Annotated in this window: 10 protein-coding genes; 6 read left to right on the top strand and 4 right to left on the bottom strand. The window is 37.1% G+C overall.

The features are described from left to right. Nucleotides 1-57 precede the first annotated feature (57 nt). The gene (gene hutH / locus QF004_RS07240; protein WP_133438828.1) at nt 58-1548 is read right to left on the bottom strand and encodes a histidine ammonia-lyase; all 1491 of its coding nucleotides are present in this window, start codon (nt 1546-1548) and stop codon (nt 58-60) included. A gap of 191 nt (nt 1549-1739) precedes the next feature. On the opposite strand from hutH, the gene QF004_RS07235 reads away from it, so the two are divergent. Both QF004_RS07235 and uvrC read left to right on the top strand, forming a co-directional pair. Further along, nucleotides 1740-3554, top strand: a complete 1815-nt coding sequence (locus QF004_RS07235) for a hypothetical protein (RefSeq protein ID WP_307424447.1) — start codon at nt 1740-1742, stop codon at nt 3552-3554. A gap of 99 nt (nt 3555-3653) precedes the next feature. Further along, complete coding sequence (gene uvrC / locus QF004_RS07230) at nt 3654-5447, top strand: excinuclease ABC subunit UvrC (protein ID WP_307424444.1); 1794 nt, start codon at nt 3654-3656, stop codon at nt 5445-5447. Nucleotides 5448-5450: 3 nt separating this feature from the next. Here uvrC and QF004_RS07225 read toward each other — a convergent pair whose 3' ends face one another. Next, the gene (locus QF004_RS07225) at nt 5451-6260 is read right to left on the bottom strand and encodes a hypothetical protein (protein ID WP_307424441.1); all 810 of its coding nucleotides are present in this window, start codon (nt 6258-6260) and stop codon (nt 5451-5453) included. Nucleotides 6261-6444: 184 nt separating this feature from the next. Between QF004_RS07225 and QF004_RS07220 the strand changes: the two genes are divergently transcribed. Beyond that, nucleotides 6445-7308, top strand: coding sequence for a glycoside hydrolase family 25 protein (locus QF004_RS07220; protein WP_307424438.1), 864 nt, complete (start codon nt 6445-6447; stop codon nt 7306-7308). A 54-nt stretch (nt 7309-7362) separates the two neighbouring features. Here QF004_RS07220 and QF004_RS07215 read toward each other — a convergent pair whose 3' ends face one another. Together QF004_RS07215 and QF004_RS07210 are read right to left on the bottom strand one after the other, a co-directional pair. Beyond that, nucleotides 7363-8541: a thioredoxin family protein gene (locus QF004_RS07215; RefSeq protein WP_307424436.1), complete on the bottom strand. Its 1179-nt coding sequence runs from the start codon at nt 8539-8541 to the stop codon at nt 7363-7365. Nucleotides 8542-8605: 64 nt separating this feature from the next. Then, entirely contained in the window at nt 8606-9424 is an 819-nt protein-coding gene (locus tag QF004_RS07210) for a carboxypeptidase-like regulatory domain-containing protein (protein WP_307424433.1), read from the bottom strand. A 211-nt stretch (nt 9425-9635) separates the two neighbouring features. On the opposite strand from QF004_RS07210, the gene QF004_RS07205 reads away from it, so the two are divergent. The 3 genes from QF004_RS07205 (at nt 9636) to QF004_RS07195 (ending at nt 15704) form a co-directional block, all read left to right on the top strand. Further along, a complete protein-coding gene (locus QF004_RS07205) occupies nt 9636-11513 on the top strand; it encodes an ABC-F family ATP-binding cassette domain-containing protein (RefSeq protein ID WP_307424430.1) in 1878 nt (625 codons plus the stop codon). Nucleotides 11514-11937: 424 nt separating this feature from the next. After that, nucleotides 11938-13314, top strand: coding sequence for an APC family permease (locus QF004_RS07200; protein ID WP_307424427.1), 1377 nt, complete (start codon nt 11938-11940; stop codon nt 13312-13314). A gap of 152 nt (nt 13315-13466) precedes the next feature. Continuing rightward, nucleotides 13467-15704 carry a TonB-dependent siderophore receptor gene (locus QF004_RS07195; protein WP_307424424.1) on the top strand — a complete coding sequence of 746 codons (2238 nt, stop codon included), beginning with the start codon at nt 13467-13469 and terminating at the stop codon, nt 15702-15704. The last annotated feature ends 21 nt before the right edge of the window (nt 15705-15725 follow it).

Genomic DNA, 15725 nt, shown 5'->3' with positions numbered 1-15725 from the left:
TAAAATGATGTGGTAAATTGCTTTTTTTAAACAACTTCATTTTATTTGAAGTCAGACTTAATTCACCTCAAACTTTCTTTCTCTGATTAACTCTGCGATTGCCAACATATCTTCGCCGATCAGTCGGTCTTCTTCTAATTTGGCTACTTTCGTCCGGATTAATGAATAGGCGTTTTCTACAAACTTTCCGCATTTTGCCGGTCGCCGGAATTCTAATCCCTGCGCTCCAAACATTAATTCTACAGCAAGAATATTTTCTAAATTCCCCAAAACCTGATTGAATTTTCTACCGGAAATACTTCCCATAGAAACGTGGTCTTCCTGTCCCAAACTCGTTGGAATAGAATCTGCCGAAGCCGGAAAACACAAGGTTTTATTCTCCGTAACCAACGCAGCAGAAGTGTATTGTGGAATCATAAAGCCGGAATTTAATCCTGAACTTTCCGTTAATAATCTTGGTAAACCATATTTTCCTTCCAGTAAAAGATAACTTCTTCGGTCAGAAATATTTCCCAGTTCCGCTACAGCTAAAGTGGCGTAATCCAATGGTAAAGCCAATAACTGTCCGTGAAAATTACCACCTGAAATCGACTCTTCCGCACTTAATACAATCGGATTATCCGTCACCGAATTCAATTCGGTTTCTGCTAAATTTTTTAAATGTTCAAAAGAATTTCTGCTCGCCCCATGAACCTGAGGAACACAACGCATAGAATAAGGATCCTGAACACGGTCACAAAATTCATGACTTTTTAAATTGTCAGAATCTTTTAAAAATTTCCGCATCCTTGATGCCACTTTCCGGCTGCCGTCAAACGGACGGATATCATGAAGTTCCTTTTTAAACGGACTTGCCGAACCGCGATAAGCTTCCAAACTTACAGCCGCCGTTAAATCTGCCAGGTCGAGTAAATATTCAAATCGATGCAAACCTAAAATAGCATGTGCTAAAATAAACTGGGTACCGTTAATTAGACCCAATCCTTCTTTCGGACCGAGTTGCAACGGTTTTAAACCATGCTTTTTCAGAACTTTTCCAGTCTCTTGAATTTCATCTTTTTGCCAAACTTTTCCCAAACCTAAAAGCGGTAAAACCAAATGCGCCAGCGGAGCCAAATCTCCGGAAGCGCCTACAGAACCTTGCTCAGGCACCACCGGAATAATATCATTTTCAAGCATCAGAATCAATCGCTCAATCACTTCCAGAGAAACGCCTGAAAATCCTTTTGACAACGCATGAATTTTTGCAATCATCATCACTTTCGAATAATCCTTGGCAATTGGTTTTCCAACGCCTACTGCATGCGAAATAATTAAATTATACTGAAGTTGAGCTGTTTCTTCTTCCGAAATTTTCACATCGCAAAGCGGACCAAAACCTGTATTGATTCCATAAACCGTTCGGTCAGAAGCTACGATTTTCTGCACGTTTTGCTGAGATTTCAGAATTTTCTGTTTGGCTTCTTTGTTGAGTTTTGCTTTTTTAGGGTTGTCTAAAATCGCCATTACATCGGTAATTGTAAAAGTATCTACGCCGTAAATTTTCATTAATTAGATTTTGTCTAAAAATACAATTTTTTAACAATCTGCAGGAATAGTTCGGTGCTTTTTTATTTGCTGACAAAAGTCATACAATCAGCGTATTATTAAAGTTGCTATCCGATACATAATTAAAAATTTAATTCTAATTTTGATGGGTGTTTAAAATTATCTAATTAATAAAAGGACCAATAAAAAATATGAATAAGAAAAAACCCGCGCACAATTTTCACATTCCGGTAATGGGATTGGCATATACAATCGACAGTCCGATTCGAGTTGCACAATACGGAATTTCGTCTGTAATTTCAATTATCGATGACGAGATTATCGAGAAAATGAACTGTCTTTATCACAAAAGAAATAATTTCAGCTATACCGGAATTTCCAATAAGATTGAAGATTACCGTGCCAAAAGAATCACCGCTTACCTGGATATGGTTCACGATGTGGTGAATATGAAATTCGAAAATTTCAAGCAGGAATTAAGTAAAAGCAAGGAAGCACTTAGTCAGTACATCGATATTCTTCCCAACAAATCTGAACTTAAAAAGGGACTGGAGAACCTCGCTGATCAAAAGGAAAATTTCACCGAAAATGTTCGGAAATTTTTAGAAAGTCACCTTTCTCCCGGAAGTATTGATGTGAATATCATGACCAAAGTAGACAAGGATAATTTCGTAAAAGGGGAGCAGTTGCCAGTCATTTATAATGATGCGCACGTTTCTTTGAGAGGTTTTGCCAACAGTAAACTTTCGTCTTCCATTGTACTTTCTGCAGGAATGAATCCGAGATTATACAGTTATTTTGAATCTTTCCCCGATTTTTTTCCAAATGAAAAAGGAGAACTCAAAAAGAAAATTATTTTGAAAGTAAGTGATTTCCGGTCTGCGATGATTCAGGGGAATTTCCTGGCAAAAAAAGGGCTTTGGGTTTCGGAATATCGGGTAGAATCGGGCTTGAATTGTGGAGGTCACGCCTTTGCAACAGATGGTTTATTGCTGGGACCGATTATGGAAGAGTTCAAACAAAAGAAAAACGATCTGATTTCGTCTGCTCATGAATTGATGGTAAATGCTTTGACTCAAAAGGAAATTCCTTGTCCGAGTGAACCATTAGAAATGAAAATCACCGTTCAGGGAGGAGTGGGGACCGCCGAAGAACACGAGTTTTTGCTGGAGAATTACCAAGTTGACAGCATCGGTTGGGGATCGCCTTTTTTACTTGTTCCCGAAGCGACTTCTGTGGACAGAGAAACGCGGGAACTGTTAGCAAAATCTAAAGAAGAAGATTTTTATTTAAGCAATATTTCTCCGCTCGGGATTCCTTTTAATACGATTAAAGGAAGTTCGAATGAGTTTTTCAAACAGGAAAAAATTAATAAAGAAAAAGCCGGAAGTTCTTGCCCGAAAAAGTATTTGGCTTTAAGCAAAGAATTTGGACCCGAAGGAATTTGTACCGCTTCCCGAAAATATCAAACCGTAAAACTGAATGATTTAGAGGAGGTTAAAGAGGAAATATCTTTAAAAGAATACGACAAAAGAAAATCAAAAATCACAGAGAAATCCTGCCTATGTGTTGGTTTGGTGAATTCGTCTTATCTCGAAAGCGAAATCCAGATTAAAGGAGAAAAGCAGGGAGTCGTGGTTTGTCCCGGACCTAATCTCGCTTATTTCGACAAAGAAGTTTCGCTTTCTGATATGGTGAAACATATTTACGGAAACGAAAACGTAATGCCGGAGCAGAACCGTCCGAATATTTTCGTCAATGAACTGAAAATGTATGTGGAATATCTGAAAAATGAAATTGAAGAATTCTCCGACAGTTTCACCAATGCTCAGACTAAAAAATGGAAAACCTTTAAAACCAATTTGATTGAAGGCGTGAATTATTATGAAAAATTATTTGCAGAAACTCCTTTTTTCAAAAAGAATGTAAAAATGGTCGAACTTCAGCTGGCTGATTATAAAAACGAAATAATCGCTCTGGAGATTCCTGAAAATGTAAAAGCGTAACATTTTTAAAATTTAATTTTAAACCAGTCTGTCCATTTCGGCAGGCTGGTTTTATTTTTAGCAGTTCTTTTTTACGAAGCAAATCCCTATTTTTGTAACATGAATGCTGATCTTGAACTTCAACTGAAAACTTTGCCATCCGATCCCGGAGTTTATCGGTATTATGATAAAAAAGGTAATTTACTCTACGTTGGAAAAGCGAAGAATTTAAAGAAAAGAGTACTTTCTTACTTTAATAAAAATCAGCCGGGTTACCGTACGAAAATTATGGTCGCCAAAATATTCCGGCTGGAAACTACCGTCGTGAATAGCGAATACGACGCGCTTTTGTTGGAAAATAATTTAATTAAAGAACATCAGCCGTTTTACAATGTCATGCTCAAAGATGACAAAACCTATCCCTGGATCTGCATTAAAAATGAAGATTTTCCGCGTGTTTTTTTAACGCGGACGAAAATTAAAGATGGTTCAGAATATTTCGGACCTTATGCGAAAGTCCGCCCAGCCAAGGTTTTGCTCGATACCATCAAACACCTCTATAAAATCCGGACCTGTAATCTGAACCTTTCACCCAAAAAAATTGCGGAAGGAAAATACAGGGTTTGCCTGGAATATCATATCAAAAACTGCGAAGGTCCCTGCGAAATGCTGGAATTGAAAGAAAGTTATGATAGAAAAATTGATGCGATACGCGGAATTATTAAAGGTGATTTCCGGACGGCGAAAGAATATCTGACCAATCAGATGATAGCTTTTGCTAAAAATTTGGAATTTGAAAATGCTCAGACAATAAAGGAGAAAATCGATTTGCTGGAAGATTTTCAGCACAAGCACACGGTGGTCAATCCAAACATTGATGATGTGGATGTTTTTGGGATGACGAGCGATGAAACTGCGGCCTACATTAATTATTTTAAAATTCAGAACGGAAATATTATCCAGAGTTTCACCACAGAAATAAAGAAAATTCTGGAGGAATCTGACGAAGATATGCTGGAAGAAGCGATGATTGAGATTCGCCAGAAATTTAATTCTGATTCTAAAGAAATTCTGATTCCTTTTCATTTAACATTAGAAATTCCTAACGTGAAACTGATTGTTCCTAAAGTCGGCGATAAGAAAAGAATCATCGAACTGTCTGAAAAAAATGCCAAAGAGTACCGTGTTGAAAAACTAAAGCAGGTTCAGATTATCGATCCCGAAAGACATACCAACCGAATCATGGCAGAGATGCAGAAACTGCTGCGGATGCCTGTGGAACCGCGACATATTGAAGGTTTTGACAACTCGAATATTCAGGGAACAAATCCCGTTTCCGCCTGTGTTGTTTTTAAAGATGGAAAACCCAGCAAAGCCGATTATCGTATTTTTCATCCGAAAACGGTGGTAGGTCCTGACGATTATAAGACGATGGAAGAAGTGATTTACCGCCGATACAAAAGGCTTTTAGAAGAAGCAGAACCTTTGCCGCAACTTATTTTAATTGATGGTGGAAAAGGTCAGCTTTCTTCTGCTGTTAAAAGTTTGAAACTGCTCGGTCTGTACGGAAAAATCACCATCATCGGAATTGCAAAACGCCTGGAAGAAATTTATTTCCCGGAAGATTCGATTCCGCTTTATTTAGATAAAAAATCAGAAACATTGAAAATTCTTCAAAGAGTTCGCGACGAATCGCACCGTTTTGGCGTGAAACATCACCGAACCAGACGCAAAAATTCAACCATCAAATCCGAACTCGACGAAATTCCCGGAGTGGGTGAAAAGACGATTGAAATGTTGCTTCAGAAACTGAAATCCGTCAAGAGAATTAAAGAATCGAATTTAGAGACTCTGGAAGAAATTCTGGGAAAATCGAAAGGGAAAGTGGTTTGGGAGTATTTTAATCCGAATTAAAGATTACTTTTTTGAAAAGACCTCTTTTCTGAAACTTCCGTCTGAATTAACTAATTCTACAATGATTTCGCCGTTTTCGAAATAACCCAAAGTTGCCGTTTCATCAGCGAGTTGAACCCGATAAACGTCTTTTTTAGTGGAAGGTTTGAAGGTGGCATACAGAACCGAATTGTTTGGATGAACTAAAATAAATTCTCCATTGGCCAGGAAAATTCTGTTGACCGATAAAGTTCCGTTACTGTAAACTTCTGCTTTTTGTCCCGCGGTCGCGCCTTCTTTTGGAGCCGGTACCACTTTAATGTTTTTACTTTCTGAAACGAGCGGCAAATCTTTCTTGACGGTTTCTGATTTCTGTTTTATTTTTGCAGGTTCTACTTTTTCAGTCACCATCGATTTCTCAACAGGCATTGAAACCGGTACTTTTTTCGCGGCATCTTCTAAAGCGTCACGCATTCCGGGTTCAAATTCCTTGATAGAAGATTTTCCTTCCAAAGAACTGATTGTTGTAGTTTGACAGTCTTTAAATTCAATCTTAAGTCTGTTTTTGAACATATTACTGCTGTTCAAAAGTTCTGCAGTCAAAATATGACAAGGGTTTTGTAATAATTCTGCAGGCCATTTTTCTTTGGATTCGGTAATTACTGTGAATTTTTTCTGTTTTAATTTGAGTTTCAGCAAATCATTCAAATCGAATTTGTTGACTTCAGTATCACTGAATTTTTCCGGAACATAAATATATTGATAATCCGAAACTTGTTGTCCGTATAGAAATGGGAGAAAAAGCAAGGTGAAAATCTGCAGAATTTTTTTCATAAATTTAATTTGATGAGAAGTTACTATTTTTCTAAATAATCCTTTCTGTTCATTTTATTTTTAATTCAATTAATGTTTTAAAAGCTAAGGTTGTAAAAGTTCTTAAGGAGGATTTGAGTCGAAACTTTTCCACCTGCATTTTTTCATCGTTTTTTTACCCTAAAAAATCTATTTTTGCAAACCCATGGCCAAGAGAACTGTTAAAAGAAAAACCACCCGGAAAATTCATAAAAAACGCAGGAGACATTTTCTTCTGCGCCGGGAAATTTTATTGCTTTTTTTGGCTTTGGCATTATTCGGAACCGGCTTTTATTTAAAGCAGAAAATCGCGTTTTATTATGCGATGTATTTCAATAAGTTCGAACATAAAAAACTGTCGAATTCTGAAAGGGAAGAAAACAGAATCAACAGGATTATCGGTGATTACGCCGATAAAACTTTTGGGATGGATGTTTCTCATTACCAAAAAAAAGAAGATATTACCTGGGACAGTTTAAGTATCGGGAACCGCGCTATTCCTATAAAATTTGTGGTTCTTCGGGCGACGATGGGCAACAGATCTGCTGATAAACATTTTGATGAGTTTTGGCAGCTTTCGAAAAAACATGAACTCATCCGGGGTGCATATCATTTTTACAGAGCCGATGAAGATCCCGTAATGCAGGCCAATAATTTTCTCGACAATGTGAAATTGGAATCCGGAGACCTGCCACCGATTTTAGATATTGAAAAAATTCCGCGGAAAAAATCGACCAAGAAATTAATTGAAGATCTGAAGATTTGGTGCCGGATAGTCGAAGAAGCGTATGGCGTGAAACCGATTATTTACACTTATTACCATTATCACAAAGATTTTCTGAAAGGAGAGTTTGATGATTATCCGATGTGGCTGGCCAATTATAATGATGTGCCACAACCGTCGCCCGACGCAGATTGGAAAATCTGGCAGTTCACCGAAAACGGAATCGTATACGGAATCAATACCAAAGTAGATCTGAATGTTTTCAACGGGAATCTGTGGTCGCTGAAAAGGTTGACTTTAGATTAACAAAAAAGGATGCTTTTGGGCATCCTCTTCGGTATATAAATATAATGAAATGGTCTATTTAAGTTGATTTAATAAAGCCTGAGTTTCTGCATAATCTTCACCTTCTTTTTTGGCCAGTTCAATGGCTTTTGCTGCCCATATTTTGGCATTCACCTTGTCTCCGCTCTTTAAATAAAGATTTGCGAGCGTATCGGTATTGGCGTAACCCTCATTCAGTTTTACCGATTGCTTTGCCCAAAGAATCGCTTTCCCTAAAGCGGTTTTGTCTGTGATATTTTCAAAAAAGTACCAGGAAACAGAGTTGAGTTCATCCCAGGTAAATTCCGCAGATGCTCCGTCTTTGTAGTAGGCTAAAGCGTATTTTTGATAAGCAGCGGTATCTTTGTCCGAAGCAGCAATTTTCATTTTTGCTTTCAATAACAGGGAATTCGCTTTCTCTTCAGACATTATTTTTTTAGCTTCTGTGATAAATTTTTTCTCATCAAGAATTTTTGTGGTTTGGTCAAAAGAAGTATTGAAAATCGCGTTCAGTTTAAAATTATTAACAGTTCTGTTGTAATTTTCTTCCGGCATCAGTTTCAGTAATTCGTCTTTACGGGAGATAAATTCGGGAAAAAGGGGAGAGTTGCTGTCTTTCGTCAATGAAAAAAGATAAGATAAATCTTCCTGAGTTAAAAGATCTGCTTTTTTACCCTCAAAGTAGGTTTTGGCTACTTTCGATGCCAAAACAGGATCTGTGTAAGCATACACTTTGATGAAATTTTTCAAAAATTCCGGATCTTTTTCGCCGGCTTCAAATTTCTTTTTAAGCGCGCCCATTTGTTTTGAAGGATCTACGGCATCTTTCCCGACATTGATGAAATCTTCGGGGTCGTAATAAGAAGTCACACGATGAATCAGTTCACCGTCTCCATTGATGAAAAGATAGGTAGGATAGACTCGCACATTATACTTTTTCGCAATATCGATTCCTTCGCCTTTTTCCATATCAATTTTAGAATTGATGAAATTGGCATTGTAAAATTCTCCAACGGAAGCCTGTGGAAAAACGTTTTTTGCCATCATTTTGCAGGGACCGCACCACGTGGTGTAAGCGTCTAAAAAAAGAAGTCGGTTTTCTTTCTTGGCAAGTGCCAAAAGTTCTTTAAAGGTTTTGTTTTCCTCGAATTTCATTCCCTGTCCAAAAGTGATGATGCTGAAAAACACGAGTAATATCAGTGAAGTTTTTTTCATTTTATAAAATTTGTTACGATGTAAAAATAAGGTATTCTGCAAATATTGAGATTAAAACTATGAATTATTTTTGAACTTTCACATCGATGTTGATTGCCGGGCTTACCATCGGAACCTTTTTCCATTCGCCTAAATAATTTCTGTAAATGGTTTTGTTTCCCATCAGCGCGCCACTCATATAAAAAGCACCTTCGAAACGATTCAGCAACTGAATTCCGATATAGAAATCATTATTTACCCAGATGTTGTTTTTAGAAACATCGTAACTATAAGTGTTATCAACGATTTTATTTGAAGTAATTTCGTCGTGTAGATCTTCAGTAAGAATTGAATTCAGATTTTTATCGTAAACAGTAAACCTTATAAAGACCGGTTTGTCAGTTTTGAAATTAGAAATATTGATGTTGATTTTTTCAATTTTTGCCTTTTTATTGGTTTTAAAAAGCATGGCAACTTCTTTTGAAAGATCTTCTTCACTTTTTGAAGGAATATGACCGATCTGTATACTTTGGGTTTTCGTGTTGATTCCCCAGTTTTTTCTAATATATTTTTTAGGATTAATGACTACTTCCTGAATATCTTTTACTTTTTCAGTTAGGAAAATCGGGCGTTGCTTTTCTTTTAAAAAATGAGCCACTGAAACTGCATATTTTTCAAAACCACCAACTTCAATTTTTAAAGTTTTATTTATGTCGATGTTTGTTAATTCGATTTTAAAATGGCCGTTTTCATCGGCGATGGTCCCGGTATTTTCGTTTTCGATTCCAATTTTCGCGTAAGGAATGGGTTGCCGGTCTTCTTTAGAAAAAATGGTTCCGGAGATAATTTGTGCATTTATTAAAAATCCAAAAAGGAGAATAAAAAGTAAAGATGCTTTTTTCATAAATTAATTTTGGCAAATATTCTAAAATTATCTTTAGGATTGTGCTAAAGAATTGTTAAAGTCGGTGACTTTAACTAAATTTTAGAAATTAAAAGTGCTCTCTTTTGATTAAAAACAAAGCGCAAAGAAGTCTTTTATCTCTCATCTAAAAATCTCTCATCTAATTTCCGTACTTTTGCACCTTTCAAAAATCACTCAGTCCAAATACATAATGAATTACATTTCAGCCGAAAACCTTACGAAATCTTACGGGGTAAAAACACTTTTCAAAGACATCACTTTCCATATTAATGAAGGTGATAAAATTGCCATCGTTGCCAAAAACGGCTCCGGAAAATCGACTTTGCTCAAAATTTTGATGGGTAAAGAAATCGCCGATTCAGGAACAGTTACCATTAACAAAGATATTCAGGTCGTTTTATTTGATCAGGAAATCGATTTTGAAGGCGAACTGAATGTTGAAGAATTCATGATGACTTTGGATTCTGCGCCGATTATGGCGTTGAAAAATTACCATCACGCTTTGATCTCCGAAAATCCGGATGATATGGATAAAGCGTTGAATGAAATGGAAGTTCACGAAGCCTGGGATTTGGAAAATGAAATGAGCCAGATTCTCAGCCAGTTAAAAATCACGGATTTGACTTCGAAAATGAAAACCCTTTCCGGTGGTCAAATTAAAAGAGTTGCCCTGGCAAAACTTCTGGTAGAAACGCGCGCGCAGCACCGCCATACTTTATTGATTATGGATGAGCCGACCAACCACCTGGATGTGGATATGGTGGAATGGCTGGAGAATTATCTCTCAAAAGCGATGGTGACTTTACTTCTGGTAACGCACGACCGGTATTTCCTGGATGCGGTTTGTGATATTATTTGGGAAATTGAAGATTTTAATATGTATGTTCATAACGGGAGTTACGGAACCTATCTGGAGAATAAAATCATCCGCGAAGACAATATGAATTCTACGATCGACAAAGCACAAAACCTTTACAGAAAGGAATTGGAGTGGATGCGCCGTCAGCCAAAAGCGAGAACGACGAAATCTAAATCACGCCAAAGCGATTTTTACGAAACCGAAAAAGTAGCGAAAACTGACACCAGAAAAGAAAAACTCGAGCTTGATTTTGAGATGAAACGACTCGGAACAAAAATTCTTGAATTACATGATATCGGCAAAAGTTACGGTGATAATTTATTGTTGAAAGATTTCTCTTACCAATTTCAACGAGGTGAAAAAGTAGGAGTCGTTGGAAAAAACGGAGCCGGAAAATCGACGCTTTTAAATATTATTCAAGGTTTGGAACCTTATGATTCCGGGTCTATTGAAACCGGTGAAACCATTAAATTCGGTTATTTTTCGCAAAAAGGTTTAAAGTATAAAGAAGATCAAAGAGTGATCGACTTTATTAAAGATATTTCAGAAAATTTCCCGTTGGCAAACGGACGGACGATTTCTGCCTCGCAGTTTTTACGTTTGTTTTTATTTGACGACCAAACGCAGTATTCGCCGATTTCTAAACTTTCTGGTGGTGAAAAAAGACGCCTGCATTTGATGTATGTCTTGTATCAGAATCCGAACTTCCTGATTTTCGATGAGCCGACCAATGATTTGGATTTACCAACTTTGACGGTTTTAGAGAATTTCCTGTTGCAATTTCAGGGAAGTCTAATAATTGTTTCTCACGACAGGTATTTTATGGACCGTATTGTAGATCACGTTCTGGCTTTTGAAGGCGACGGAATCATCAAAGATTTTGTGGGTAATTTCTCAGAATATCGTGAAAAGAAATCTCAGGAACAGAACAAAAAAGTTGTTGCTCCGGTGGTTGAAACTCCTAAAAAAATAGAGACTGTGGTTTCATCGCCAACAGTGGTCATCAGGAAATTATCATTCAAAGAGCAGCAGGAGCTAAAAGAGATTGATAAAGAAATCCCCAAGTTAGAAAAACAGAGGGCAGAAATTCTGGAGAAATTAAATAACGAAACAGATTACGGAAAAATCGCGGTCTATTCGAAAGATTTAGAAACCATTGCAGAAAAGCTTCAGGCTTTAGAAATGCGTTGGTTGGAACTTCAGGATTAATTACTTGGATTAGTAAAGATTTTAAATCATCAAAAGGAATGGGTTTTTGCCCATTCCTTTTTTTGGGTAATAAGCGCCACGACTGCACGAGTTTTTCATTTCAAATTGCTTCAGTTTATTTAAAATTCGCGGATTTTTTACAAACAGTAAAAACATGTTGTAAAGGAATTCGTGAATTTGTGGCAAAAAAATAATACGGAAAAATCGCGGACTATTTGAAAGCAGAAGCCACGAATGCACGAATTTTTCTTTTTAAAAGGATAAAGTTAATTTTAGATTCGCGGCTTTTTTTAAAGCTGTAAAAATCATTTGCAAAGAAATTCGTGAATTTGTGGCAAAAAAACAATACTTTTTTTCGGGATCTTGTGCTTTTTATTTAATAACTAAAAAGCTTTTGCTTTCTTTGTGTTAAATTTTTATAAAAATGAGCAACGACCAAAAACTGGAAGCCAAATACGGATTGTTTACCGCCATTTCGATGGTGATTGGCCAAGTGATTGGTTCCGGCATTTTCTTTAAAGTAGACGATGTTTTATTGGCAGCACAGGGAAATGTTTTGGCCGGGCTTTTAGGTTTTATCATTGTGGGAGTCAGCGTGGTGTTCGCGGGAATTTCAATGGCGAATTATGCAGAACTTTTACCGAAAGATGGGGGGATTCTGAATTACGTGAACTACAGATTCGGCGAAACGGCAAGTTATTTTGTGGGTTGGATGTACATGAGTTTGTTTTATCCTGCCCTTACAGCCGTTCTATTCACCGTTTCAGGAATTTATATCGCGCATTTACTGGCAGAGTTCATGAATTTTGAACCTACGCCTCTGCATTTTGCGCTGATAGGTTTTGTTAATTTAGTCATCTTCTTTTTTATTAATATTTTCCGACCGAAAAGCAGTGGAGTTTTTCAGCAGATGACCACGGTGTTGAAAGTTTTGCCTTTAATATTTATTGCTTCCCTTGGAATTTTAAGTTTATTTAAAGGAGAGGTAAGCGAAGTGAATACCTTTACTCAGGTTGGAAGTGGTTTGCAAAATCAATCGTTTATTCTTTTGGTGGCGGCGAGCTTCATTCCTATTTCATTTGCATTTGACGGTTGGTATATTGCCACGCAGATTTCTGGGGAAATTAAAAATTCAAGGAAAAATCTGCCGAAAGCTTTAATTATTGGAACCATTTCGGTAATGGTGATTTATATCGCTTATTATTTGGGAATTGTTTTCCGGATGAGTGGCGATGAAATTATTCAGTTAAAAGACACTTATATCACAGAGTTTGCACGGAAAACTGCGTCGAATTCTGGGGCGATATTAATGCAGCTTTTCATTATTATTTCTGTTTTAGGAACTTCTAATGGTTTGCTTTTAGCGACAATTCGCGTTCCTTATCAATTTGCAAATTTAGAAAAGTCGAAGAAATTTCTAAATTTAAATAAAGTGAATGAGAAAACGAAAATGCCTGTTAACAGTGCAGTTTTTGGAACATTAATTATTGTTTTTTACCTCTTCGTCTATTATATTAACAACACGCATCCTTATTTTACGGAGAGCAACTTTGATCTTTCTGCCATTCCTATTATTTTTATTTATTTGGTAAATGGGGCTTTATTTCTGGGTTTATTTCAATTATTTAACAAGAAAGTCTTCACTACAAATTCCTTCTTAAAAAAAATCATCACCATTATTGCTGTTTTAGGAAATGCAGTGGTGCTGTTCGGGACAGCAACCGCGCCGAATGGACTCACGTATTTCGTTATCAATATAGTGTTCGTTCTCGCAGGGTTTCTGCTAATGAGACGAACATGATAAAAATCACGGTCTTTAATTTTACTCATTTTCAGTGATTTAAGCATTTGTCATAAAGTTTATTTAGAATAATTACAAATAGCCTTGTCTAATAGTAAACTGTTTTTTACTTTTGCGCTGTTATTTTAATTCAGTCTAAATAAAAACGTCTTATGAAAAAACAGATTATTTCACTTGGAGCTTTAATGATTGTCGCGACACTAAGTGCGCAGATGAAATTTGACCCAATAAGCGATACCATCAGAATTCAACAGATAGAAGATATCAACCTGCACAAAACAGGGAATCCAAATAAAGCAAGACCAATGTCGTCGAAATCCAATTTGACGATGATGGAAAACCCACAACCCGTGGCAATTGTTACCCATGAAATTATTGAGCAGCAACAGGCAAAACAGCTGAGCGATGTTCTTCAGAATGTGAATGGATTGTACATTACTTCTTCCAGAGGGAATTCTCAGGACAGTTTTGGCGGACGGGGATTTAATTTCGGGAACGATAATATTTTCAAAAATGGAGCCCGGGTAAACAGCGGTGTTTTTCCTGAAGTTTCGGGGTTGGAAAGAGTAGAGGTATTGAAAGGTGGAAACGCCATGTTGTACGGGAATGTCGCAGCGGGCGGCGTAGTCAATTTAATTACGAAAAAACCGAGATTCGATTTTGGCGGAAGTGTCGGATTGAGTGCCGGAAGCTGGAATACTTATAAACCTACTGTCGATTTTTACGGGCCGTTAAATGATAAAGTTGCTTTCAGAGTCAATGGTGCTTACGAAACGGCTGACAGTTTTAGAGATGTGGTTTCTTCTTCAAAATATTATTTCAATCCGTCTTTCTTATTTAATATTGGAGAAAATTCTCAGTTGATTGTAGAAGCAGATTATCTGAAAAATGATTTTACACCGGATTTCGGAGTGGGTTCTATTATCAGTAAAGATGATTCTTACTCCTTAAATACTTTATTGCCAAGAAATACATTTGTTGGTGCCGACTGGCAATTTCAAAATGTACAGCAGGCCACAACGGGAATAACTTTTAATCACCAGTTTAATGATGTCTGGACTTTAAACGCGGTGGCTTCCTATCAGAATTATACGAAAGATTATTTTTCAACAGAAAGAGTGCAGTGGAGTTACGATGCGGCAGACCGATTGAACTGGAAAAGACCGTTGAACAGAACTTATAATGAACAGAATTATACTTCATTACAAGTGAATCTTAATGGTGAAGTAAAAACCGGAAAGGTTACGCACAAAATTTTGGTGGGTACCGATGGAGACTACGGGACGGCTGATTCTTATACTTATCTTGATCCCAAAAACGGAAAAACTTTCGGAACCTCTTATTTATACGGAACCAATGGTGCGGCAAACGGTACTGTTTATTTAGATGATCCTGCAACCTGGACTTCAGGAGCGATGCCAGACACCATCAAAAAGGACAGAAACAGAATTCCAACCCAAAGATTCGGAATTTATGCTCAGGATTATATTGAACTTTCAGATCAATTTAAAGTTTTGGCCGGTTTAAGATGGTCATACATTGAAAATAAAGAATCTGAGAAAGTGAATTTTGCCGATGGAAAAATTACTGCCGGCCCAGGAACTGTGGATAGGGCTTTTTCTCCAAAAGCAGGTTTGGTTTATATGCCGAATAATAACTTATCACTTTTTGCAACGTATACCAATTCCTTCTCCGCCAATACGGGACGCGATATCAATGGGAATTCTCTGAAACCTTCATTAATCGACCAGTTTGAAGTGGGAATGAAACATAATTTCTGGAATAACGCAGTCGCTTTAAATCTTTCCGTTTATCAGATTGAAAACAGAAATTTCTATCAAACTGCAGATTATAAAGCAGATGGAACTGTAAATTCGGATACAGCAATTAAAGAATTCGCGGGGAAAATGCGTAGTCAGGGTGTAGAATTAGATATTACAGGAAATCCTTATCCGAACTTGTCAATAATCGCGGGAGCATCTTACAACCATTCATTTTATCTGGATACGCCCGCAGATTTCGGATATGTTGAAAACCAGCGGCTCGTGAGAACGCCTGCTACCACAGCAAACGCATCCGTTTTCTATACCTTTAATCAGTATGTGAGAGGATTAAAATTAGGCGCAAGTGTTTACTTCGTAGGAGACAGACTTGCCGGCTGGAATGATACAAAAGCCACCAATGATGCAAGAGACGGCGTTTCCAGATTATTCAAAGTGGATGATTATGTCACCGCATCTTTATCTGCCGGATATGACTGGAAGAAGTTTTCCATCATGGGAAAAGTTGGAAATCCGTTTGACACCGTGAATTACAATGTGCACGAAAATTACTCGGTAAACCCGATTACGCCAAGAAATTTCTACGTGACTTTAACTTATAAGCTCTAATTAAAAAAACATTCATATCAT

The organism is Chryseobacterium sp. MDT2-18 (assembly GCF_030815285.1).
In the GTDB taxonomy this organism is placed as follows: domain Bacteria; phylum Bacteroidota; class Bacteroidia; order Flavobacteriales; family Weeksellaceae; genus Kaistella; species Kaistella salivictor.
This window is presented reverse-complemented; position numbering and strand designations above follow the sequence as displayed.

Coding starts and splice junctions, on each gene's coding strand:
- hutH (WP_133438828.1), bottom strand. CDS start 1,548: ATGAAAATTTACGGCGTAGATACTTTTACAATTACCGATGTAATGGCG.
- QF004_RS07235 (WP_307424447.1), top strand. CDS start 1,740: ATGAATAAGAAAAAACCCGCGCACAATTTTCACATTCCGGTAATGGGA.
- uvrC (WP_307424444.1), top strand. CDS start 3,654: ATGAATGCTGATCTTGAACTTCAACTGAAAACTTTGCCATCCGATCCC.
- QF004_RS07225 (WP_307424441.1), bottom strand. CDS start 6,260: ATGAAAAAAATTCTGCAGATTTTCACCTTGCTTTTTCTCCCATTTCTA.
- QF004_RS07220 (WP_307424438.1), top strand. CDS start 6,445: ATGGCCAAGAGAACTGTTAAAAGAAAAACCACCCGGAAAATTCATAAA.
- QF004_RS07215 (WP_307424436.1), bottom strand. CDS start 8,541: ATGAAAAAAACTTCACTGATATTACTCGTGTTTTTCAGCATCATCACT.
- QF004_RS07210 (WP_307424433.1), bottom strand. CDS start 9,424: ATGAAAAAAGCATCTTTACTTTTTATTCTCCTTTTTGGATTTTTAATA.
- QF004_RS07205 (WP_307424430.1), top strand. CDS start 9,636: ATGAATTACATTTCAGCCGAAAACCTTACGAAATCTTACGGGGTAAAA.
- QF004_RS07200 (WP_307424427.1), top strand. CDS start 11,938: ATGAGCAACGACCAAAAACTGGAAGCCAAATACGGATTGTTTACCGCC.
- QF004_RS07195 (WP_307424424.1), top strand. CDS start 13,467: ATGAAAAAACAGATTATTTCACTTGGAGCTTTAATGATTGTCGCGACA.